17 protein-coding genes are annotated in these 22,820 nt (G+C 38.1%); 16 read left to right on the top strand and 1 reads right to left on the bottom strand.

The window, feature by feature from the left end:
* Positions 1 to 37: 37 nt before the first annotated feature.
* Positions 38 to 3,562, bottom strand: a complete 3,525-nt coding sequence (locus AB5217_RS10300) for a two-component regulator propeller domain-containing protein (protein WP_032846242.1) — start codon at positions 3,560 to 3,562, stop codon at positions 38 to 40.
* Between the two features lie 147 nt (positions 3,563 to 3,709).
* Between AB5217_RS10300 and AB5217_RS10295 the strand changes: the two genes are divergently transcribed.
* The 16 genes from AB5217_RS10295 (at position 3,710) to AB5217_RS10220 (ending at position 22,820) form a co-directional block, all read left to right on the top strand.
* Positions 3,710 to 4,261: a DUF4738 domain-containing protein gene (locus AB5217_RS10295; RefSeq protein WP_008651438.1), complete on the top strand. Its 552-nt coding sequence runs from the start codon at positions 3,710 to 3,712 to the stop codon at positions 4,259 to 4,261.
* 123 nt (positions 4,262 to 4,384) lie between these two features.
* Positions 4,385 to 5,563, top strand: a complete 1,179-nt coding sequence (locus AB5217_RS10290) for a heparin lyase I family protein (RefSeq protein ID WP_032846243.1) — start codon at positions 4,385 to 4,387, stop codon at positions 5,561 to 5,563.
* 259 nt (positions 5,564 to 5,822) lie between these two features.
* Complete coding sequence (locus tag AB5217_RS10285) at positions 5,823 to 6,773, top strand: tyrosine-type DNA invertase cluster 3b (RefSeq protein ID WP_004325372.1); 951 nt, start codon at positions 5,823 to 5,825, stop codon at positions 6,771 to 6,773.
* Between the two features lie 352 nt (positions 6,774 to 7,125).
* Positions 7,126 to 7,707 (top strand): UpxY family transcription antiterminator, encoded by a 582-nt coding sequence (locus AB5217_RS10280; RefSeq protein ID WP_032846245.1) that lies wholly within the window; start codon positions 7,126 to 7,128, stop codon positions 7,705 to 7,707.
* A 22-nt stretch (positions 7,708 to 7,729) separates the two neighbouring features.
* Positions 7,730 to 10,144 carry an SLBB domain-containing protein gene (locus AB5217_RS10275; protein WP_185968691.1) on the top strand — a complete coding sequence of 805 codons (2,415 nt, stop codon included), beginning with the start codon at positions 7,730 to 7,732 and terminating at the stop codon, positions 10,142 to 10,144.
* A 12-nt stretch (positions 10,145 to 10,156) separates the two neighbouring features.
* Positions 10,157 to 11,290: a chain-length determining protein gene (locus tag AB5217_RS10270; RefSeq protein WP_032847409.1), complete on the top strand. Its 1,134-nt coding sequence runs from the start codon at positions 10,157 to 10,159 to the stop codon at positions 11,288 to 11,290.
* A 22-nt stretch (positions 11,291 to 11,312) separates the two neighbouring features.
* Entirely contained in the window at positions 11,313 to 12,719 is a 1,407-nt protein-coding gene (locus AB5217_RS10265) for an undecaprenyl-phosphate glucose phosphotransferase (protein ID WP_032854240.1), read from the top strand.
* 93 nt (positions 12,720 to 12,812) lie between these two features.
* The gene (rfbF, locus tag AB5217_RS10260) at positions 12,813 to 13,592 is read left to right on the top strand and encodes a glucose-1-phosphate cytidylyltransferase (protein WP_032845382.1); all 780 of its coding nucleotides are present in this window, start codon (positions 12,813 to 12,815) and stop codon (positions 13,590 to 13,592) included.
* Positions 13,593 to 13,631: 39 nt separating this feature from the next.
* Positions 13,632 to 14,972, top strand: a complete 1,341-nt coding sequence (rfbH, locus tag AB5217_RS10255; protein WP_032845384.1) for a lipopolysaccharide biosynthesis protein RfbH — start codon at positions 13,632 to 13,634, stop codon at positions 14,970 to 14,972.
* A 5-nt stretch (positions 14,973 to 14,977) separates the two neighbouring features.
* A complete protein-coding gene (locus AB5217_RS10250; protein ID WP_032845385.1) occupies positions 14,978 to 16,072 on the top strand; it encodes an NAD-dependent epimerase/dehydratase family protein in 1,095 nt (364 codons plus the stop codon).
* Positions 16,066 to 17,322 (top strand): UDP-glucose dehydrogenase family protein, encoded by a 1,257-nt coding sequence (locus tag AB5217_RS10245; protein WP_032845386.1) that lies wholly within the window; start codon positions 16,066 to 16,068, stop codon positions 17,320 to 17,322. The genes AB5217_RS10250 and AB5217_RS10245 overlap by 7 nt, the downstream gene beginning before the upstream one ends.
* 7 nt (positions 17,323 to 17,329) lie before the next feature.
* Positions 17,330 to 18,262: an NAD-dependent epimerase/dehydratase family protein gene (locus AB5217_RS10240; RefSeq protein WP_368112781.1), complete on the top strand. Its 933-nt coding sequence runs from the start codon at positions 17,330 to 17,332 to the stop codon at positions 18,260 to 18,262.
* The gene (locus AB5217_RS10235; RefSeq protein ID WP_032845388.1) at positions 18,262 to 19,125 is read left to right on the top strand and encodes an NAD-dependent epimerase/dehydratase family protein; all 864 of its coding nucleotides are present in this window, start codon (positions 18,262 to 18,264) and stop codon (positions 19,123 to 19,125) included. Before AB5217_RS10240 ends, AB5217_RS10235 begins: the two co-directional genes overlap by 1 nt.
* The gene (gene wzx / locus AB5217_RS10230; protein WP_205470361.1) at positions 19,125 to 20,537 is read left to right on the top strand and encodes an O-unit flippase-like protein; all 1,413 of its coding nucleotides are present in this window, start codon (positions 19,125 to 19,127) and stop codon (positions 20,535 to 20,537) included. The genes AB5217_RS10235 and wzx overlap by 1 nt, the downstream gene beginning before the upstream one ends.
* Positions 20,527 to 21,579 carry a glycosyltransferase family 2 protein gene (locus AB5217_RS10225; protein WP_051671261.1) on the top strand — a complete coding sequence of 351 codons (1,053 nt, stop codon included), beginning with the start codon at positions 20,527 to 20,529 and terminating at the stop codon, positions 21,577 to 21,579. The genes wzx and AB5217_RS10225 overlap by 11 nt, the downstream gene beginning before the upstream one ends.
* 80 nt (positions 21,580 to 21,659) lie before the next feature.
* On the top strand, positions 21,660 to 22,820 hold the full coding sequence (locus AB5217_RS10220; protein WP_032854638.1) for a glycosyltransferase family 4 protein: 1,161 nt from the start codon (positions 21,660 to 21,662) through the stop codon (positions 22,818 to 22,820).

Below are 22,820 nucleotides of genomic sequence, written 5' to 3'. Positions count from 1 at the left end.
TAAGGATAAAAATAGGACGAAATGCCCCAAAATGCCTCTACAGGTCTTCATTAAGGTACTGGCGTGGCGTTTTTCCGAATTCTGCCTGAAAACATTTGGAGAAGTAAGAGTGATTGGAAAAGCCTACCATGTACATCACTTCGGCAATGGTAAATTTCTTTTGTTGCAACAACATGGCCGCCTTTTTCATCCGGATCGATTTGATGTATTCCACTGGAGACATTCCGGTCAGCTGTTTGATTTTCCGGTAAATCTGCTTATTGCTGATACCGGATAATTCACAAAGTGCATTTACATTCAATTCCGATTCAGAAAGATGGTCCTCAATCAGGCGGATAATGTTCGACAGAAATTTCTCATCTTGAGATTCTGCTTCGATTGGTTTAAGAACAGGCAACGATTCCAACTGCTTTTTCACCTGTGTCGCCGGAATCTCTTCTTTCTCTACGGCGATGACAGGGATATTCAGGCCAATGGAAGTTCCTTTTCCTTCGTTCGAGGTGACTCCGTTGATGTGACCGCCATGAAGTTCCGTATAAGTCTTGACCAGATAAAGTCCGATACCTGTACCTTCCTTATTGCCGGAATGTGGAGACTGGAAAAAGCGCTGGAAGATATATGGAATATCTTGTTGCGGGATTCCGCTTCCTGTATCTGAAACACAGATATCCAACAATCCCGTTTCTTCACGATAGAAAAGAGACAGACGGACGCTTCCGCCATCCGGGGTGAATTTGACGGCATTTGAAAGCAGATTATCTAAAATCACTCCAAGTTTGATGGCATCCATATCAGCATAAATCTTGGCTTTATTCGTCTCGAAATGGAATGTGATCTGTTTGTTTTCCTCATAGACAGAAAACAGGCTACGGCTGAATGACACAAGTTCGATGCGCGACAAAATCAGCAGCGAATCTTTATTATCCTCTATCCGGTTGAAGTTTAATACCTGATGAATCAATGAGTTTATTTTCATTGCATTACGCTGTACCTCCTCCAGTGTCTGTTTCTCATGCACTTCTTCTGCAACGGGGAGCAATTGACTGACAGGAGCGATAATCCGGCTAAGCGGTGTCTTTAATTCATTAGACAAATTGGTAAAGAAAGCCATTTTCTGGCGTGATTGTTCCAGAATCTTCTCTTTTTCCATCCGTTCCATTTTTAGACGGTTCTTGACACGGAAAAAGTTGATAACCCAGGCAATGAGGCTCAAGAATAAAAGAATGTAGATTATCTTTGCCCAAAGTGTGTAATACCATGGAGGGAGAATTTTAATATTCAGGATATATGGATGCTCGGAAGGAGAACCGCTCTTTTCTACTTTGCTGATTACCAGCAGATAATCCCCATAACCCAGATTACTGTACGTAATGCGATTCGTGTTGGATTGCAGGAAATTCCATTCTTTGTCCATACCTTCCAGCCGGTAGACGAATTCATGTTTTTCTTCCAGCGAGTAGGGGAGGTCTGAAAGTTCGAAAGCCAGGTTGTTCTGGTCGTATTTTAGTTCGATAGCATCGGTATAACGGATGTTGGGAATATTCTCTCCAGTATGCGGAGACATCAGTTGATTGTTGATATATAAGGCAGTCAGTAAAATGGAGTGTTCCGGCTGACTCATGGCTTGTATTTCGGGACGGGATATGCCGAACCCGTCTGCACCTCCCAGATAGATATTTCCATCTTCCGGATCAAACATTAGACTGGTGAAACGTTTATCCGTCAGGCTTTGCTGGCGGGCATCCATTGTTCTCCGGTCGATGATCCAAAGTCCGTTAGTGGTGGAAACCCAGATATGTTCTTTTACAGAGGTCATAGACAGAATCTCGTTATTGCTGAAATTGCCGAAAGAGATACTTTGCTGACTCGAGTCTTTGGGATTGATACGCATCACCCCTCCGTGAAATCCTACCCAAAGCATGCCGTCTTCATCCCGTAAAAGGTAGTTCGGGCTCTTCTCGCCACTTAATTCATCGGCAAACAGCTTTGTCACTTGTCGCGTACGGGCATTGATTTTGTCTATTCCTTTGCTGTTGTATAACAATACCCATACATTACCTTCCGCATCAGGGACAATCTGATTAATGAACATCCCCGACAGCCCATTATGAATGGAATAATTTTGATCGGCCACATACGATTTTCCGGCAGATTGTATCAGTTTATGTTTGTCCACAACAAAGATACCTCCGAGACAGGTGGCGATCCAAAGCTTCCCGTCAGTATCTTCAAACAGGTAATAAGCCCAGTTGGTATTATAAGTTCCTGTACTGTCTACGATGTTGTAGTGTACAAATTGATGGGTATTATAGTCATAGCGGTTGATACTTCCGTCTGTGGCTATCCATAACTGCTGTTCTCTATCCTCGTAGATGTGTCGTATCCGGTTGTGGGATAACGGATGGTTTTTATCCCCCATTCTATACCAGATAGCATCGTGTTTATTGCCTGCAGGATGGGTGAACCGGATCACTCCGTTTGTACCTCCGAACCAATAGAATCCTTTGGAATCCCGGAACAGGGAATAGAACTGATTTCCGTCTCCTGTGCCTGTGATTTGAGAAATCGGTACAAATTGCAGCGCACTGTTATAGCGTGATAGGGAAATGCCATAATCTGTTCCCAGCCAGATATTATGTTCCTGATCCGAGAATATGTTCCAGATAATATTGTTGGTTAGTGACTGGATATTGCGTGAATCGTGAATGATATGCTGCAAAGGTTCTTTGTCATTCTGGTACACATAAAGCCCGTTGTCTGTACCTGCCAGCAAATTTTCATCTCCGTCCAGTGCCAGTGATTTGATGGAGTTGTTATGAAATACCTCTATCGCCTTCATCTCTCCTATAGTGGGATTGTATTGGAAGAGATAACCTTCCATCCCGATCCAGATACATTGTCGGGTGGTGTCTTCCAACAGAGAATTGACAAACAAATTGCTGCCTCCCCGGTTAACGGGCAAAAGGATGTTTTCAAATTTTCCACTTGCCTGCACATAGCGGCATAATCCGTTGTAAGTACCTATATAAATTTGATTATCTTTTGTATGAATGATGGAATAGATGGTGTTATGAGGCAATCCGGTCTGTTTGCTGTCGAAATGATTCAGTTGACGGCTTTTTAACTGATAAGTATATAATCCGTTCAACGAACCTATCCACAATGTATCTCCCTGGAGTACCATGGTACGGACATCCGTTGGAAAATCAGTATCCGGTTGCTCATATTTGTCTGTTCGATAGTTATAAACAAGAATCCCGTTATCTGTTCCCAGATATAAATAAGTGTTATCTGCTATAATACCGCAGTAGATACGTGTGTTAGTACGTTCTCCATACGTGAAATGCTGTTGTGTGGAATAACCGTCATAACTGAATAACCCCTTGTTGGAACCCACCCATATCAGTCCCTCGCTATCTTGCAGGAAGCAACTAATCACCGAAGCTTCGGCCCCGAGATAGATGTTGTCGAATTGCTGATAATTTACTTTTTGCCCATACACATTGCCACTGCTACAGTAGGCAAGGATGAGAAAAAGAATTGTTGTAATTCGTTCGCGCATGGTGTTAGGTTTGCAGGTTTTTAAATCTGTAATTGTTGTAAAAGTATTCCTTCTTTCCTGCAAATGTAGGAAAAATGTCGGTTACACTTGTAAATATCCCGCTCTTTTTGTTCCTTTGCTATCTATTTATAAACAGAAAACTTACGTATGAGAAAACTAATTTATTGGCTTTTATTGCCGTTGGCAGTGGCTGTGAGTGCATGTGGCGGTAAAAAAGGATCTTCAGATAATACGTCGACATTGGCGATGATAGACAGTGTGGATGCTCACGGATTGCAGCGTATGCAGACGTCTAAGAGCGAAACCGACTTTAAATTTAAGGGGAAAGATTATCATTCCCTCGTTTCGCGTACTCCGGATGAAAATCTGCCCCATGTGACAAACGAGCTGGGAGATACCTATGTCGACAATAAAATAGTGTTGCACCTGACTCGTGGTAATGAAACCGTGTTGAACAAGACCTTTACCAAGAATGATTTTTCATCGGTAGTCGATGCGAACTTCCTATCTAAGTCTATATTGGAAGGTATTGTATATGACAAGACTACTCCGCAGGGAATTGTGTATGCAGCGAGTGTTTGTTATCCGCAGACAGATTTGTATATGCCGCTTTCCATAACGATTACCGCTGATGGAAAAATGAGTATACAGAAAGTGGATATGCTTGAAGAAGATTATGACGATGAAGCACCTAATTAAGCTTGTAGGCGGGTGTTGACAGTAAAATTACACAAATGTGAAAACATTTGAGACAAAAGAAAGGCAGCCGATGAGGTTGCCTTTCGTATTTTTGCACCGTCAACGAACTTAATACCAAATAGAATGAAGAAAAACATTTTTGCTATCTGTGTGGTAGCAGTAGGATGTACGGCACTGACCGCTCAAACCCAAGATACACAAACGTTGGTTCCGCTTACGGAACGGGTAAACGTGCAGGCGGATTCGGCACGCGTCAATCAAATTATAGACGATTGCTGGGTAGCAGTAGGGACTAAAAAGCCTCATGCAATTCAACGCGACTTCACACGTATGTTCAACGGTAAGCCTTCCTATCGTTTTGAATTGAAGGAAGATGATAACACCCTGTCAGGATATGCCAAAGGGGAAACAAAAGGGCGTGCGGAATTTTCTTATTGTTATGCAACTTCCGATGATTTCAAAGGCCTGCCTGCCGATGTTTATCAGAAAGCACAGATTACCAAAACTGTATATCATCATGGGAAAGGTATTTGTCCGCAAGGAGCTTCCCGCGACTATGAGTTTGCCGTATATATTCCTTCTTCATTGGGTAGCGATGTCTCGACAATTTTTGCCCAATGGCATGGGATGCCGGATCGTACATTGGTACAAACTCCACAGGGAGAAGTGAAGAAACTTACGATTGACGAGTTCGTTGAACTGGAAAAGACTACAATCTTTAAAAAGAATGAAGGGCACGAGAAAGTAGCCAAGCTGGATAAACAAGGTAATCCGGTGAAAGACAAACAAGGAAATCCTGTATATCAGGCCGGAAAGGCCAACGGATGGCTCGTGGAACAAGGAGGCTATCCTCCATTGGCGTTCGGGTTCTCCGGCGGATGGTTCTATATCAAAGCAAATTCCGACCGTAAGTGGCTGACGGATAAAGACGACCGTTGCAACGCAAATCCCGAAAAAACACCGATCATGAAACCTGTAACATCAGACTATAAAGCATCGACCATTGCTTACAAAATGCCTTATGCCGATTTTCCGAAAGACTGCTGGATTACATTCCGCATTCATATTGACTGGACAGTCTATGGCAAAGAGGCGGAAACGATTGTAAAACCGGGTATGCTCGATGTGCAGATGGACTATCAGGAAAAGGGGAAAAAGGTTAGTAAACACATTGTAGACAATGAAAAAATCATGATTGGACGTAACGACGATGATGGTTATTACTTCAAGTTCGGTATTTACCGTGTAGGTAATAGCACTAAGCCGGTATGTTACAATTTGGCAAACTATTCAGAAAGGTAATTAGTCAGAAGGTAAAAAGAGAGTGATATCCGGATGTTCTTTTTGTGAGCATCCGGATATTTTTTTAGTTCTTTTACCGTTTATTTGTCAGCGCAGCAATGATAGTGATACCATTTTTACTGTCATAATTTGCTGATTGTAATAAAGTTAAAAATGATAAAAAATAGGACTGCATCTAGTAAGTACGTGTCAGGTATGCAAAAAGATTTGTTTTTTTGCCGCTTGCCAAATGGCATATATAAAATAACTAGTGATGCAAATGATGAACAAAAATGGGTTTAGCCGATGTGCAGAGTTCTACATCGGTCGTTTGCGAAAGGAAGGAAGGCATTCTACAGCGCATGTCTATAAGAATGCTATCTTCTCTTTTAGCAAATTTTGTGGCACGTCCAATGTGTCGTTCAGACAGGTCACCCGCGAGCGTTTACGACGTTACGGGCAGTATCTTTATGAGTGTGGCTTGAAGCCTAATACGATTTCTACGTATATGCGTATGCTTCGTTGTATTTATAATCGAGGAGTGGAAGCAGGTAGTGCACCTTACGTACCCCGATTGTTTCATGATGTTTATACGGGAGTGGATGTTCGCCAAAAGAAAGCTTTGCCTATCGGTGAATTACGTAGACTTCTGTATGAGGATCCCAAATCGGAGCGTTTGCGTCGAACACAGGCTATTGCTGCCCTGATGTTTCAATTCTGTGGAATGTCATTCGCGGATTTAGCTCATCTGGAGAAATCAGCTTTAGATCAGAATGTGTTACGGTATAACCGTATCAAGACTAAAACTCCGATGAGTGTGGAAATACTTGATACTGCAAAGGAAATGATCAACCGGCTTCGTAGTAACCAGGATTCTCATCCGGATTCTCCAGATTATCTGTTTGATATTCTTAGCAGTGATAAGAAACGGACGGATGAAAGGGCTTATCGGGAATACCAGTCTGCCCTCCGTCGATTCAACAACCGTTTAAAGGACTTAGCGAGAGCTTTACGTTTGAAGTCTCCTGTTACTTCTTACACACTTCGCCATTCTTGGGCAACGACAGCGAAGTATCGGGGAGTATCGATTGAAATGATTAGTGAATCATTGGGACACAAATCTATAAAAACCACACAAATCTATTTGAAAGGCTTCGGACTTAAAGAACGTACGGAGGTAAATAAAGGGAATTTATCTTACGTGAGAAACTGTTGTGTAGACAGATGGTAGATATATAAAATATTGATAATCAGAAGTAAAATATGTGTGTTACTTCTTAGGTAACAGAACTTAAATTTGACGCAAAGATAGACAAAAACACGAATAGTAAGCAAATATTCTTCCACTTTTTTTCGTTTTATCTGAAACATAGAGCAAAAAACTATCTGAACATGAAATAATCTTATTTCCATGCTCTATACTTTTTCATTGCCTAATTCAATAGTTTTCTTATTGAATATTAGGCTTTTCCATTTTCTACGCCTTTGTCATGTATGTGATTTCTATTTTCACTGTAGTATGCGTTTCGTGTATGTATTGTCTGTTACCTAAGAAGTAACGGATGAACATGGGGTAAAAAAATATGATTTTAACGAAACCGAAATCAGTAAATGCCGGGCCTAGTAGTGGGACAGGGGAAGGCGTAGCACACTCAAAACGCTGGTATGTAGCACTCGTTCGAATGCATCACGAGAAGAAAGTTGCCGAGCGTTTATCTAAGATGGGAATTGATTCTTTTGTTCCTGTTCAGCAGGAAATTCATCAATGGAGTGACCGTCGTAAGATGGTTGAATCTGTTCTTCTTCCAATGATGGTATTTGTTCATGCTGATCCATCTGAACGTAAAGAAGTTCTAAGCTTTTCTACAGTGAGCCGTTATATGGTGATGCGTGGAGAAAGTACTCCAGCAGTGATTCCTGATGAACAGATGGCTCGTTTCCGTTTTATGCTTGATTATTCAGAAGAAGCTATTTGTATGAATAGTTCTCCATTGGCACGTGGTGAAAAAGTTCGTGTCGTGAAAGGACCTTTGACTGGACTGGTTGGTGAATTGGTCAGTGTTGATGGTAAAAGTAAAATAGCAGTTCGGTTAAATATGCTTGGCTGTGCCTGTGTAGATATGCCTATTGGTTATGTTGAATCTGCAGACATTCATGTGGGCTAATTTTTCTAATTTGAATTGATCGATGAAAATACAAACGCTTTTTCGGACTCTTCTTCTATTTTTGATACTGGGAGTTTTTTCTCCCTTAATGGCTCAAAATATGAGCGACTCTCAAGTTCTTGAATATGTAAAGGACGGCATCCGTCAAGGTAAAGAACAGAAACAACTAGCCTCTGAACTGGCACGTAGAGGTGTGACCAAAGAACAGGCAACTCGTGTGAAGCAACTATATGAACAACAAAACAATGTTAATGCTTCCAATGCAACGGGTACCGATGTCAATGAATCACGTCTTCGTGAGGAAATGAAAGAAAACACTTCCGATATGCTGGAAGACCACCCGAGCACTCAAGACCTCGCACGTGGCAATCAGGTTTTCGGACGAAATATCTTCAACACCCGTAACCTGACTTTTGAACCCAGCGTCAACATCGCCACTCCCTTGAACTATCGTCTGGGTCCCGGTGATGAAGTGATTATCGATATCTGGGGAGCCAGCCAGAACACTATCCGCCAACAGATTTCTCCTGACGGCACGATCAATATTCAGAAAATAGGTCCTGTCAACCTGAACGGACTAACTATTGCTGAAGCCAATGATTATCTCAAAAAGACATTAAACAAGATATATAATGGTCTTAATAATGCGAATGATCCCACCTCTGACATCCGTCTGACTTTGGGCAGCATACGTACTATCCAGATCAATGTAATGGGTGAGGTTGTCCAACCGGGCACTTACTCCCTCTCTTCTTTTGCCACAGTCTTTCATGCACTTTACCGTGCGGGTGGAGTCAGTGACATAGGAAGCCTTCGCAATGTACAGTTGGTACGTAACGGCAAAAATATCGCCACAATCGATGTCTACCAATTTATCATGAAAGGAAACATTCAGGATGACATTCGTCTTCAGGAAGGGGATGTAGTAATAGTCCCCGCCTATGATGTATTGGTTAAGATCGACGGAAAAGTGAAACGCCCCATGCGTTTCGAAATGAAAAAGAATGAGAGTCTATCCACTCTTATCAGCTATGCCGGTGGCTTTGAAGCCGACGCCTACACTCGTTCCTTGCGTGTCGTACGCCAGAATGGACAGGAATATGAAGTAAACACAGTCAAAGACCTTGACTATAGTGTCTATAAAATGCGAAACGGTGATGTTGTGACCGCCGAAGCCATCCTTAACCGCTTCATCAACAAACTTGAAATCCGTGGAGCCGTTTATCGTCCCGGCATCTACCAGTTGAATGGAAAACTGAATACTGTCCGTGAACTGGTAAACGAAGCCCAAGGCCTGACCGGTGATGCTTTCTTGAACCGTGCCGTTCTCTACCGCCAGCGTGAGGACTTGACTACCGAAGTTGTTCCAGTAGACATTAAAGCTATCATGGACGGTACTTCCCAAAACATCATCCTGATGAAAAACGATATCCTTTATATTCCTAGTATTCATGACCTGGAAGACAGGGGCAACGTCGTAATCCACGGTGAAGTAGCCAAACCTGATTCTTATCCTTATGCGGATAACATGACCCTTGAAGACTTGATTATTCAGGCGGGTGGCTTGCGTGAAGCCGCTTCTGTAGTCCGTGTAGATGTATCCCGTAGAATTAAGAATCCTCGTAGTACAGTAGATAACGATACTATCGGCCAGATATATACATTCTCCCTAAAAGAAGGTTTTATTGTAGATGGAACTCCCGGCTTTGTCCTTCAACCTTATGATGAAGTTTATGTACGTCGTAGTCCGGGTTATCAGGCTCAACAGAATGTGGTTGTTGAAGGTGAAATACTGTTCGGAGGCTCTTATGCAATGACCAGTCGTGAAGAACGTCTTTCGGACTTGATCAATAAAGCTGGAGGTGCAACGAATTATGCCTACTTACGTGGTGCCAAATTGACTCGTGTGGCCAATGCAAGTGAAAAGAAACGCATGAGTGATGTGATCCGTTTGATGAGCAGACAGTTGGGTGAGGCTATGATGGACTCTTTAGGTGTTCGTGTGGAAGATACCTTTAGTGTTGGTATTGACTTGGAAAAGGCATTGGCTAATCCTGGAAGTACAGCAGATATTGTCTTGCGTGAAGGTGATGTGATTTCTATTCCGAAAAACAATAATACGGTTACAATTAATGGTGCCGTAATGGTTCCGAATACAGTTTCATATATAGAGGGTGAGAATATAGATTATTATCTGAATCAAGCCGGTGGTTATTCTGAAAATGCAAAGAAGAGTAAGAAATTTATAGTTTATATGAACGGCCAGGTAACTAAAGTGAAAGGTAGTGGCAAGAAACAGATTGAGCCTGGGTGTGAGATAATTGTGCCTAGTAAAGCTAAGAAGAAAACTAATATGGGTAATATTCTAGGTTATGCTACTACCTTCAGTACTTTGGGAATGATGGTTGCTTCTATTGCTAACTTAATAAAGAAATAACGAATACCTCTTATGGCTACTCTGATAGAACAAGAATCTGAAAAGGAAACAAAACGGAAGCAAGCGACTCCTGACAATGAAGAGATTGAAATCGACTTGATGGACTTTCTTCGTAAGATTATAGCTATCCGTAAGAAAATCTATAAAGCTGCCGGCATTGGTCTGCTAATTGGTATTATCGTTACAATCAGCATTCCCAAACAGTATACGGTTGAAGTAACTCTTTCTCCGGAAATGGGTAATAATAAAGGTGGTGGCTTATCTGGTTTGGCTGCTTCTTTTTTGGGAAGCGGGATGACTGTGGGTGATGGCACTGATGCCTTGAATGCTTCTTTATCTGCTGACATTGTATCTTCTACTCCTTTCTTATTGGAACTTTCTACCATGGAAATATCGGTAGCAAAAAATGAAGTTATGACATTGAATACTTATTTAGATGAAGAGTCTTCTCCCTGTTGGAGTTATGTAATAGGATTTCCGGGTATGGTAATTGGTGAGGTAAAGCTTTTGTTTGCCGAAAAGGATGAGTCCATATCTTCTGGTAAAACAAATCAGGGCGCAATTGAACTTTCAAAGAAGGAATCGAAGAAAATAGAAACTTTGAAGAAAATGATAACTGCTACTGTGGATAAGAAAACCTCGATGACTTCCGTTACTGCAACTTTTCAAAATCCTAAGGTAGCTGCAATCATAGCCGATTCTGTAGTGAAGAAATTACAGGAATATATTATAGACTATCGTACTTTCAAGGCAAAAGAGGATTGCCTTTATTTGGAGAAGCTTTTCAAGGAACGCCGGCAGGAATATTATGCCGCTCAGAAGAAATATGCCGATTATCTGGATTCTCATGATAATATAATTTTGCAGAGTGTCCGTGCCGAACAGGAACGTTTGCAGAATGATATGAATCTTGCTTATCAGGTATACAGCCAAGTGGCGAGTCAGCTTCAGGTTGCCAGAGCCAAAGTTCAGGAAGAAAAACCTGTATTTGCAGTGGTGGAACCAGCTGTGGTACCATTGGAACCTTCGGGGACCAGTAGAAAAATATATGTTCTGGCATTTGTCTTCTTGTCTGTTTGTATTGTTATATTCTGGAACTTATTCGGAAAAGATTTCCTGAATAAGTTTAAAGAAATCCGTGCTTAATATATACAATTAGTGAAGTGTTATGGCGTCAGCTAACCAGATAAATAAAGTTGTGGAGTTTATTGCAGTATTGGGAGATCTGATCATTTTGAACTTGTGCCTGTTTGGCCTCCTTCTCTTCTGGAAAAGTGCGTTTATGTATTTGCCTTTTTCCTGTACTGCTTCTTTGATGATGACTTCGCTTAGTCTCTGTTACATAGCCTGTTCGGCATCTCGTGGAAGAGCCTGGAATAGCAGAGAAATTCGTGCCGACCAGCTTGTGTTACGTGTTTTGAAGAATATCATAACCTTTTCGGTCTTTTGGGTTTGTATCATGGCTTTTAGTGGAATATCCATAATCTCTCCACTCTTTTTTTTTGTTTATTTTTTCATACTCTTTGTTATTCTAAGCATCTATCGTATCATAATTCGTCATTTGCTGATTAGTTATTGTGCGAAGGGTAAACACAAACGCTATGCTGTTTTTATAGGCGGAGGTAATAATATGCAGATGTTATATGAGGAAATGGAGAGTTCTTTGGCATCTATTTATGAAGTCGTAGGTTATTTTGATATTAAACCTAATGATGTTTTTTCCTCCCAATGTTCTTATTGTGGTAGTCCTGATGGTTTCTCTGAATTTATGTCCGGACACACAGGAATCAAGCATGTTTTTTGTTCTTTGTCAATGGAGGAGGGACGCTATAATTTTTCTATAATGAATTATTGTGAGAACCATTTGCTTTATTTTCATGGCGTTCCTAATATATGTAAGGGGTTTCCTAGACGTATTTGGCATAGCGTAGTGGGTAATATGCCAATTTTGAATTTGCGGTATGAACCGCTTAGCAAAATGGAGAATCGTTTATTAAAACGGATTTTCGATATAGTATTATCAGGGCTTTTTTTAGTTACTATTTTCCCGTTTATTTATCTTATTGTGGGAATTATCATAAAGTTGACTTCTCCCGGTCCTATATTCTTTACACAAATGCGAACCGGTTTGAATGGCAGGGAATTCAAATGCTATAAATTTCGTTCCATGCTGGTGAATGAAGAGGCGGATTGCAAGCAGGCAACAGCAGATGATCCTCGAAAGACCCGATTTGGAGATTTTCTTCGCCGTTCTAATATTGATGAGCTTCCACAATTTATTAATGTATTCAAAGGTGAAATGTCGTTAGTAGGTCCTCGTCCCCACATGTTGGCTCATACAGAGGTCTACACACAATTGATTGATAAGTATATGGTACGCCATTTTATTAAACCCGGGATAACGGGTTGGGCACAAACGAACGGATTCCGTGGTGAAACTAAAGAACTGTCACAAATGGAAGGTCGTGTGAAGGCTGACATATGGTATATGGAGCATTGGACAATATTACTTGATTTATATATCATTTATAAGACTATAGCTAATGTACTTGTAGGAGAAAAAAATGCATATTGAGTACATCGTTTATTGTTAGATATAGTCTGTTTACTGTTTTTTTGAATGAGTGTTTTAAATATCTAGATATAAAAAATAAAAAAATGTATAAGGATGAAGGCAGTCATATTAGCAGGTGGTTTCGGTACTCGTTTGAGTGAAGCTACCAATCTTATTCCTAAACCTATGGTTGAGATAGGAGGAAAGCCAATTCTTTGGCATATAATGAAAACATATAGTCATTACGGTATCAATGAGTTTATAATATGTTGTGGATATAAACAATATGTGATTAAAGAATACTTTGCTAATTATTTTCGACACAACAGTGATATGACTGTTGATTTATCGAATAATACAACTACTATTCTTGACAATCATTCGGAGAATTGGAAAGTAACGATGGTGGATACTGGTCTGAATACCCAAACAGGTGGGCGTATCAAACGTATTCAGAAATATGTAGGCAATGAACGTTTCCTGCTGACTTATGGTGATGGAGTCGCTGATCTGAATATCACCAATACGATTGATTCGCATTGTCAGTCCGGTTGTATATTGTCGCTGACTGCTTATAAACCAGGTGGTAAGTTTGGTGCTCTCCAGATCGATTTGGATACGAATAAAGTTCTTTCTTTTCAGGAGAAGCCTGATGGTGATCGCAACTGGATCAATGCCGGTTATTTCATTTGTGAACCGGAGGTATTCGATTATATTCCCGACAATGATGATACCGTCATATTTGAACGCTCTCCTTTAGAGAGTATTGCACAGGCAGGCAAAATGCATGCATTTCGCCATATTGGTTTTTGGAAGCCTATGGATACACTACGCGATAATGTAGAATTAAATGAAATGTGGAATAATGGAGAAGCTCCATGGAAAGTTTGGTAACAAAGAACAAAAAGAATAATTTTTAATATTAATATTTTTATGTCTAAACAAGAAGAACTAAAGAAGCAGATTTTAGAGTTAACTGCACAATATTATGCAGAAGTGCATGATCCGGCAAAGAAAGAGTTTGTCCCCGGTGAAAGTTTCGTTCATTATGGAGGACGTGTTTTTGATGAACAAGAAATGAAAAATTTGATAGATTCATCATTAGATTTTTGGTTGACTACAGGACCTTGGACACTAGAGTTTGAAAATCGTTTTGCTAAATGGATTGGTTCAAAATATTGTTCATTGACAAACTCTGGTTCATCAGCCAATTTATTGGCATTCTTTGCTTTAACATCTCCCTTGTTAGGTGACCGTCGTATAAAACGAGGTGATGAAGTCATTACAGTTGCGTGTGCTTTTCCTACTACTGTCACGCCGATTATGCAATATGGTGCCATTCCTGTATTTGTAGATATTACTATACCTGAATATAATATAGATTGTTCGCAGTTGGAACAGGCTCTTTCGTCTAAGACAAAGGCTGTGATGGTAGCCCATTCGTTGGGTAATCCTTTCAATTTGCAAGTAGTATCGGAATTTTGTAAAAAATATAATCTTTGGTTAATTGAGGACAACTGCGATGCGTTGGGTACAGAGATTGAGATAGATGGCATTGTCAGGAAGTCCGGGACAGTGGGAGATATTGGAACTAGTTCTTTCTTTCCTGCTCATCAAATGACAATGGGTGAAGGAGGCGCCGTTTATACAGATAATCCTTTATTGAATAAGATAATTCGTTCGTTTCGAAATTGGGGACGTGATTGTTGGTGTATAGGTGGTGTTGACAATACCTGTAATAACCGTTTTACCAAACAATATGGCGAGCTTCCTTTAGGCTATGATCATAAATATGTTTATAGCCATCTGGGATTTAATCTAAAAGTAACTGATATGCAGGCGGCAATAGGCTGTGCTCAACTGGATAAGATTGATGGTTTTGTAGAGTCTCGCCGAAAAAATTTTAAAAAGTTGTATGACGGTTTATTGGGAACAAAGGGTATTATTCTTCCTGAAGCAGAGAGAAACTCTAATCCCAGTTGGTTCGGTTTTCCTTTTACAGTCAGTGAAGATGCAGGTTTTACTAGAAATGAATTAACACAATATCTGGAAAACAAAAAAATACAGACTCGTACGTTATTTGCCGGCAATATAATCAAGCATCCTGCTTTTGATGAAATGAGAGAAACTGGGGAGGGGTACAGAATTGTCGGTGAGCTTCCTGTTACGGATTATGTGATGAACAATACTTTGTGGATCGGTGTATTTCCCGGTATGACAGATAGTATGCTTGACTATATGATTGCAACAATAAAAGAATTTTGTAATCGGTAACTGATATGGTGACAAATACATTGGCAAAAGACTTTGAACATACATTTGCCGGACTAACAATAGAAGAAAGGGGAAAACTAAAAGGTGCCACTATTCTTGTTACAGGGTGTGGAGGTTTTCTCGGATATTATTTTATGCGATTCTTTCAATCTAAGGCCGACGACTTGGAATTAAAAAAGGTGATAGGGCTTGATAATTTTATGCTCGGCTATCCACAATGGATAGAAGAACTTTCAAAGGATTCTCTGTTTGATATACAAAAGTTCGATATTATTAAAGATAAGATTGAAAAAGTAAACGGCGCTGCAGAGGCGGATTATATTATTCATATGGCTTCTATTGCTTCACCTGTCTTTTATCGTCAGTATCCGATAGAAACATTAGATGCTAATATTTGGGGACTTCGTTCTCTCCTTGATTTCTACAAAGAAAGAACAATTAAAGGTTTCTTGTTTTATTCTTCGAGTGAATTGTATGGAAATCCGGATTCGGAACATGTACCTACTTCTGAAGAATATTATGGTTATGTATGTGCCACAGGACCGCGTGCATGTTATGATGAATCCAAACGTTTTGGTGAAACGATGTGTATGCTGTTTGCTCAGAAATATAATATGCCGATTGGGGTGGCAAGACCTTTCAATAACTATGGTCCCGGGATGCGCATCAATGATAAGCGTGTGCCTGCAGATTTTGCGTTGGCAATCAAAGAAAATAGGAATATAGAGATTTTATCCAATGGGTCTCCGACACGTACGTTCTGCTATATTGCTGATTCTATAAACGGTTACCTGAAAATACTGCTTTATGGAAAATATGACTATTTTAATATTGGCATTGAAAAACCGGAAATTAGTATTTCTCAGCTGGCAGAGATTTATGTAAGTGCCGGTAAAGATATTTTTGGTTACACAGGTAAAGTGGTTTATGCCATTTCGGATGATAGTGAGTATTTAACGAACAACCCTCAAAGGCGTTGCCCGAAAATAGAGAAAGCTCAAAGAATTCTGGGTTATAATCCGTCTATTTCTGTTGAAGAGGGCGTGAAAAGGTTTTTAAAATTTATAAAAGAAAGTGAGGAGGGCGAATATAAATGGTAATTACAGTTTTCGGATTAGGATTTGTCGGGCTTACTACAGCATTGGGCTTTTCCGAGTATGGACATACGGTTTATGGTGTTGAGATTGATATGAGGAGATTATCTGTTATTCAATCCGGCAAACTTCCTTTCCTGGAACCGGGATTAGACACCGCTTTGGAACGTCATTTAAATCATAACTTCCATCCTGTCTCTACGGATTCATTAAAGGAAGCCATACTGCAGAGTGATTGTGTTTATTATTGTGTCGGTACTCCTTATGGGAAGGATGGTCAGGCTGATTTGACATATTTATTGGAAGCGATAGACCAGACATTAAATGTTGTTGACGATACCCGTTTTCGTGTATTAGTCACTAAGTCCACTATACCTCCTTCTACTTCTATAGGTAAGATTATTCCTTTTTTGGAAGAAAAAGGAATAACAGTTGGAGATAATTACGGGGTGGCTAATAACCCGGAATTCTTGCGCGAAGGTCATTGTTGGACTGACTTTATGAATGCCGACCGTATTGTATTGGGAGTAAGTGATGATAAATCGGAAAATATACTTCGTAATATCTATGATGGGCAAACTGTTCCTGTTTATTGTGTATCATTGAATACAGGTGAATTCATCAAATATCTGTCTAATACCTTGCTGGCAACATTGATTAGTTATTCAAATGAAATGTCTGTTATAGCTGATGCGATTGGTGATATTGATATTGCTACGGCATTCCGTATTCTTCATTTAGACAAACGTTGGGGAGGATGCTCTATGTCTTCCTATGCCTATCCTGGATGTGGTTATGGTGGTTATTGTTTGCCTAAAGATACAAATGCACTTTATGCAGTGGCTAAGACTGCCGGCTTTGACGCGAAAATATTGAAGAACGTGATTATTACAAATGACAGGATGCCGGAATTTATAACAAACCGGATAATGAAGGTCATTGGTGATAAAAAAAATATCAGAATTGCAATTTTAGGTTTATCGTTTAAACCGGAATCTGATGATGTTCGGGACACTCCGAGTGCAAAGATTATAGCGCAGTTGCTTAAAGAGGGCTATCATAATATATATGCTTATGATCCTGTAGCTAATGAGGAATTTTCTTCTCATTATGATTTGGATATTATCTATTATTCAGAATACGAAAAGATAGTGACCGCTTCGGATGTATTTGTAATAGCGACTGCATGGGATGAATTTAGAGATATTCGGATACGTACTGAAAAGCCGATAATAGATTGTCGTTTTATGTTATAATAGTTTTATGAATATATTGGTAACAGGTGCAACGGGATTTATTGGAAAACATTTAATTTCCTATCTGTCAAAAAGACATAATTTGTACATTTTAGTACGTTCAGGTTCAAATTGTACATTTCTTAATGTAAATAATGTTTTTGTGTTTTCAGAAAATATTGATGAATTGGCTGCTTATTTGCGTAAGGAAAAAATTGATGGTATTATCCATCTAGCTTCTTTTTATATAGCCGAACATAAGAGTGAACAGATTAAAGATTTAGTTCTTTCCAATATCTATTTAGGAACAGCTTTGTTGGAAGCATGTAAGAAAGCGGAGACTAAGTGGTTTTTAAATACAGGAACAATTTGGCAAAATTATAATGTTTCTGATAAATCGGATGAATATAATCCTGTAGACTTGTATGCGGCAAGCAAACAAGCTTTTATAACAATGGCCAAGTATTATACAGAAACGAGTAAACTCCGCTTCTGTACATTGAAATTGTGTGATACTTATGGTCCGGGAGATACTCGTAAAAAGGTTTTAGCCTTATTTGACCGTATCGCTTTTACCGGTGAAACTTTAGCTATGTCTCCTGGTGGTCAGAAATTGGATTTGCTTCATATTGATGATGTCGTAAATGGATTTGAACAGTTGGCTAATATGCTGAACGATGAGACAGTTTCTGTTTTATCTGAATATGTTCTTTCTTCTGGTAAACAAATATCATTGCGAGAATTAGCTGATATTTATGAAAACTTATATGATGTGAGGTTGAATATAAATTGGGGTGGGAGAGCTTATCGAAAAAGAGAAGTTATGCGTCCTTATCAGGGAAATATTTTGCCCGGTTGGAAAGCTTTGGTATTGTTAAATAATATTAACGGGGGGGGGGAGGTAGATGATACTCTCTATATTCCATTTGCACCTATGCGTAATTATAAAAAGGTTGCGTGATGAATATTTTAATATCAGGTGCGACAGGATTTGTTGGCCGTCATTTAGTTCCAGTATTGCAGCAGGGAGGTAATAAATTGATTTGCATAGTTCGAGATAAAAAGAAAGCTGTAGAATTATTTGGTGATGTTGATATATCTTATGTTCATATAGAGCATTTGGATGAAATAGAAAAATACGCTCCGGAATGTGTTATCCATTTAGCTGCATACCTTTCCAGTAAGGATGATCTTGGTACTTTAGAAAGATTGCTAGATGCCAATATACGGTTTGGTACTTTGTTGCTTGATAGCTTGAAACGGTGCAAGAGTTTAAAGTTATTTGTGAATTTTGGAACTTTTGCAGAGTACAGATATGGGCCGATGGAAATAAACAATGCCTATCTTTATTCGGCAACTAAGACTGCATTTAAACAACTCTTGAAATATTATTCAGATTTGAATCATTATAAATATATAAATATCATACCTTATACTATTTATGGTGAAAAAGACTCTCAAAAGAAACTGATAGATTATGTGAAAGATTCTTTAGAGAGTCAAGAGCCGATAAAAATGTCACCAGGTGAGCAAGTCTTAGATTTTATACATATAGATGATGTTATATCTTTCATCAATTATGTAATATGTCATCTGCCATTGATTATACAACAACCTTTTGCTGATTATCATTTAGGTACCGGTAAAGGACTGTCAATTCGTGGGTTGGCAAAGATGATGGAAAAGAAGTATAAAAAGAAATGTAATATAGCATGGGGAGCATTACCTTATCGGGTAAATGATGTAATGTACGCGGTAGCACCTATTGGCAGATTAATAGATGTAGGTTGGCAGCCTGTGTGCGAATTAGAGAAAGAATTGTAGTGAAAGAGCAGATTGTTATATCTAGAAAAGATATTATTTGGGGGTATGTTACATTGTTTTTTCAGATGGCTTCTGGATTAATAACATTGCCTTTGATATTGAAGATGTTGTCGGCGGAGGAAATTGGCATGAACTATTTGATGCTTACAGTAGGGTCTTTGGTTTCTTTATTCGATTTTGGTTTTGCACCTCAGTTTGGCCGAAATATTACTTATGTTTTTGCAGGTGCTCAAGCACTAAAGAAAGAAGGGGTGGACATTGGTGGAGGTAGTGTGAATTATCGGTTATTGTCCACTATGATTTCGGTGGCAAAATCCGTCTATTGTATTTTAGCTGTAGTCGTTTTATTGATTATGCTTACTTTGGGCACAGCTTATATTTATAAAGTGACACATGGCTTTAAAGATGTGCATAATTCTCTCCTAATATGGATAGTCTATTCTATATCTGTTTTTTTTAAAGTGTATTACACCTATTATAGTTCATTGTTGATAGGTAAAGGATTGATAATGGAATCTAAAAAAGCAATTTTAGCTTCAAATTTACTATATATTATTTTGGCTTTTGTAACTTTGATAATGGGATTTGGATTGTTAGGTATTTCCATAGCTAATTTAATAGCTCCGTTTATTGGCCGTTATCTTTCGTATAAATTCTTTTTTACACCTCGTTTTTGTTATGAATTATCTCAATATCATGTAGCAGCAAATGAAAAGTGGGCGTTATTTAAAATTATTTGGTATAATGCTCAAAAGCTCGGGTTGGTCTTTATTGGTTCTTATGCAATAAATAAATGTAGTATGTTTCTTGCTGGATTATATTTGTCATTAGAAGAGATAGCTTCTTATGGTCTTATGATACAGTTAATGACTGTTGTGACAATAGTTTCTACAACATTTTTCACTGTATCTGAACCCGAATTTGCTGCATTAAGGGTTGATAATAAAAGAGAGGCACTGATACAGAAATTTGCATTTACTATGAATATATATTATATTTTATTTTTGATTGGATGTATATGTTTCGTTCTATTGGCTCCTTTTATTTTGAATTTAATAGACTCAAATACGACGCTTCCACCGTTTTATATTTTATTGCTTTATTCAATAGTGACTTTACTAGAAAATAATCATTCTTGTTTTGCAACATTTATTATATCTGAAAATAAAGTTCCTTTTGTAGCAGCCTCTTTGCTGGCTGGAACTGCTATTTGTGTTGGTAGTTTTTTATCTTTAAAATATACTTTATGGGGCGTTGGGGGACTAGTTTTAGTTCAAGGAGGATGCCAGTTATTATATGCTAATTGGAAATGGCCTTATGTGGTATGTCATGATTTTAAACTGTCTTTTTTTGATTTTATTAAAATGGGTATTAATCAATCTCTAAACAGACTGAAATATTATGGAAAATAAATATGTTAATTCATTTGAATATGTAGATAATTTTGCGAAAGATGAAGGTGTACATTCTATACCCATATTTGAAGCTAATTTAAGTCAACATCCTAAAGTAACCATTGCTATTCCAACATATAAACGTGCTGCTTTATTGAAGGAAGCTGTTGATAGTGCGTTGAATCAAATAGGATTCGATGAATATGATGTTATAGTGGTAGACAATGATCCTGATCGTGATGATGAAACGGAAAAATTGATGCTTAATTATAACAATCCAAAGTTGAGTTATTATAAAAATATGAAGAATATTGGAATGATTGGAAATTGGAATAGACTTTATACTTTAGCTAGAGGTGAGTGGGTAGTGATGTTGCATGATGACGATCTATTATATAATGACTATTTGAGTATTCTTTTTAATAAATATATTGATGTTCATTGTAAAATAGATGCTTTTTTTCCAAAAGCTATTTCTAATGAAAAAAAACGTGTTCAAAGAAAAAGAATAAGTAGTTGGTATTTAACAGTAAATGATTTTTTAAGAGATAACATTGTAGAGGCTCCCTTGGGGTTTTGTATAAAAAAGAAAAGCGTTATTGATTTAGGAGGATTTAGTACTGTTTACCATCCTTCATCTGATTATGAATTTTATGTCAGAATGCTTGCAAATAATTATAAAGCACTTCGACTTGAAGGACATTCTTTTTGCTTTTATAGAATATCTGTTAATTATTCTTTGAATCCAGAAGTCGTTTTAGAATTTTTGAGGTGTGATGATTTGATTAGACAAAATATACTCAATAATAAATCTCTAATATTATGTAAATTGTGGCATTATTATAATAAATCACATCGTGTACGAGCTTTAAAAGATGCTTGTCTGAAAATTACTGATAATGCAATGTTACTAAATAGATTGGAAATAGCCAAAAAAGAAGAAAAAATTAGTTCTAAAATTGTTTTTGTTATAATTGAATCATATAAAAGACTTGAAATAAAGGTGCGTGCTTTTAAGTACTTATTATATGATTCATGTTCTTTGCTTTGTAGATATTGAAGATATGGGATGTCTGTGTTGAACGAACTCATAGGAAAGTGATCGGAAATTTGAAGTTATATAAAATTGAATAATAAATAATGAAACATCTTCTTCTAACAACAGATGACTATTATCCAAGAACTGGGGGAGTGCCAGCTGTAAGTCGATATCTTTGTGAAGGATTAGCACAAAAAGGATATAAAGTAACAGTGGTAACTATTAAATATGATTCATTACCTGCTAAAGAATCCTTTAATGGTGTTGATATTGTGAGATTTGAAATACATACTACTAGACTGAAATTTATATCAGGGGAAATTACAGAGTTTAAAAATTATATTCAACAGGCTAATGTAGATATACTTATAAATGAATGTCCGGAGGCATTGACCTCTCGATGTCTATATCCTATTTTAGTAGATTTGAAAGATGTTATTAAAATACTGCACGTTCATGGTTTTGGCGGCCTTTTCCAATACCCACTAAAGATAAATTTCTCAGGTCGTATGTTGAAAGCTTTTAAATATCGCTTATTTTATTTTGTATATTTGAGGAAATATCTGTCTCTGTATGATTTATGCCTTTGTTTATCAGAAGTTGATAGTAGTAAAACGACTTTGGAAAAATATGCTCAAAGGGTGAAAATTTTAAGGAATGCAGTAGATGATATTTTTTTTGAGACTTCTAATCGTGAGAATCCGCTTTTAAAATATGCCCAGCCAACTAATAAACGTTATTGTCTGAGTATTGCAAATTATTTTCCTTATAAAAACCAAAAAGGAATTTTACTAGAATTCTATAAATCTGTAAATGATGATATCTCAATTATATTTATAGGAAAAGGGTCTTCACGATATTTTGCAGAACTGATAGCTTACAATTTAGAATTAGAAAAGACCTATGGTAAAAAAGATGTGTTCTTTTTATCAGGAGTTGCTCGAGAAGATATTCCAGATATATTGTCAAATGCAACTTTATATTTAGTCGGAAGTTTTTTTGAGGAATTCTCTATATCTATTATTGAAGCAATGGCAAAGGGAGTTCCATTTGTAAGCACTAATGTTGGGAATACAAGGTTGTTGCCAGGAGGTGTTGTTGTTGAATCAATATCTCAGATGCATAAAAGTATAGATTTATTATTGAATAATGCAGAACTGTATAAAGAATGCTCGTACCGAGGTAGAGCTTATGCTATGCAAAATTGTCGAACGGAATATGCTGTGGATCAATTGGAAAAGTATATTCAAGATTTAATGTAA

Origin of the sequence: Bacteroides sp. MSSM.1001136sp1_RTP21357st2_D2_RTP21359_211015, assembly GCF_040913205.1 — a bacterium.
Taxonomy (GTDB): domain Bacteria; phylum Bacteroidota; class Bacteroidia; order Bacteroidales; family Bacteroidaceae; genus Bacteroides; species Bacteroides ovatus.
The sequence above is the reverse complement of the archived record's forward strand: the minus strand, read 5'-3'. Positions and strand labels throughout refer to the sequence as shown.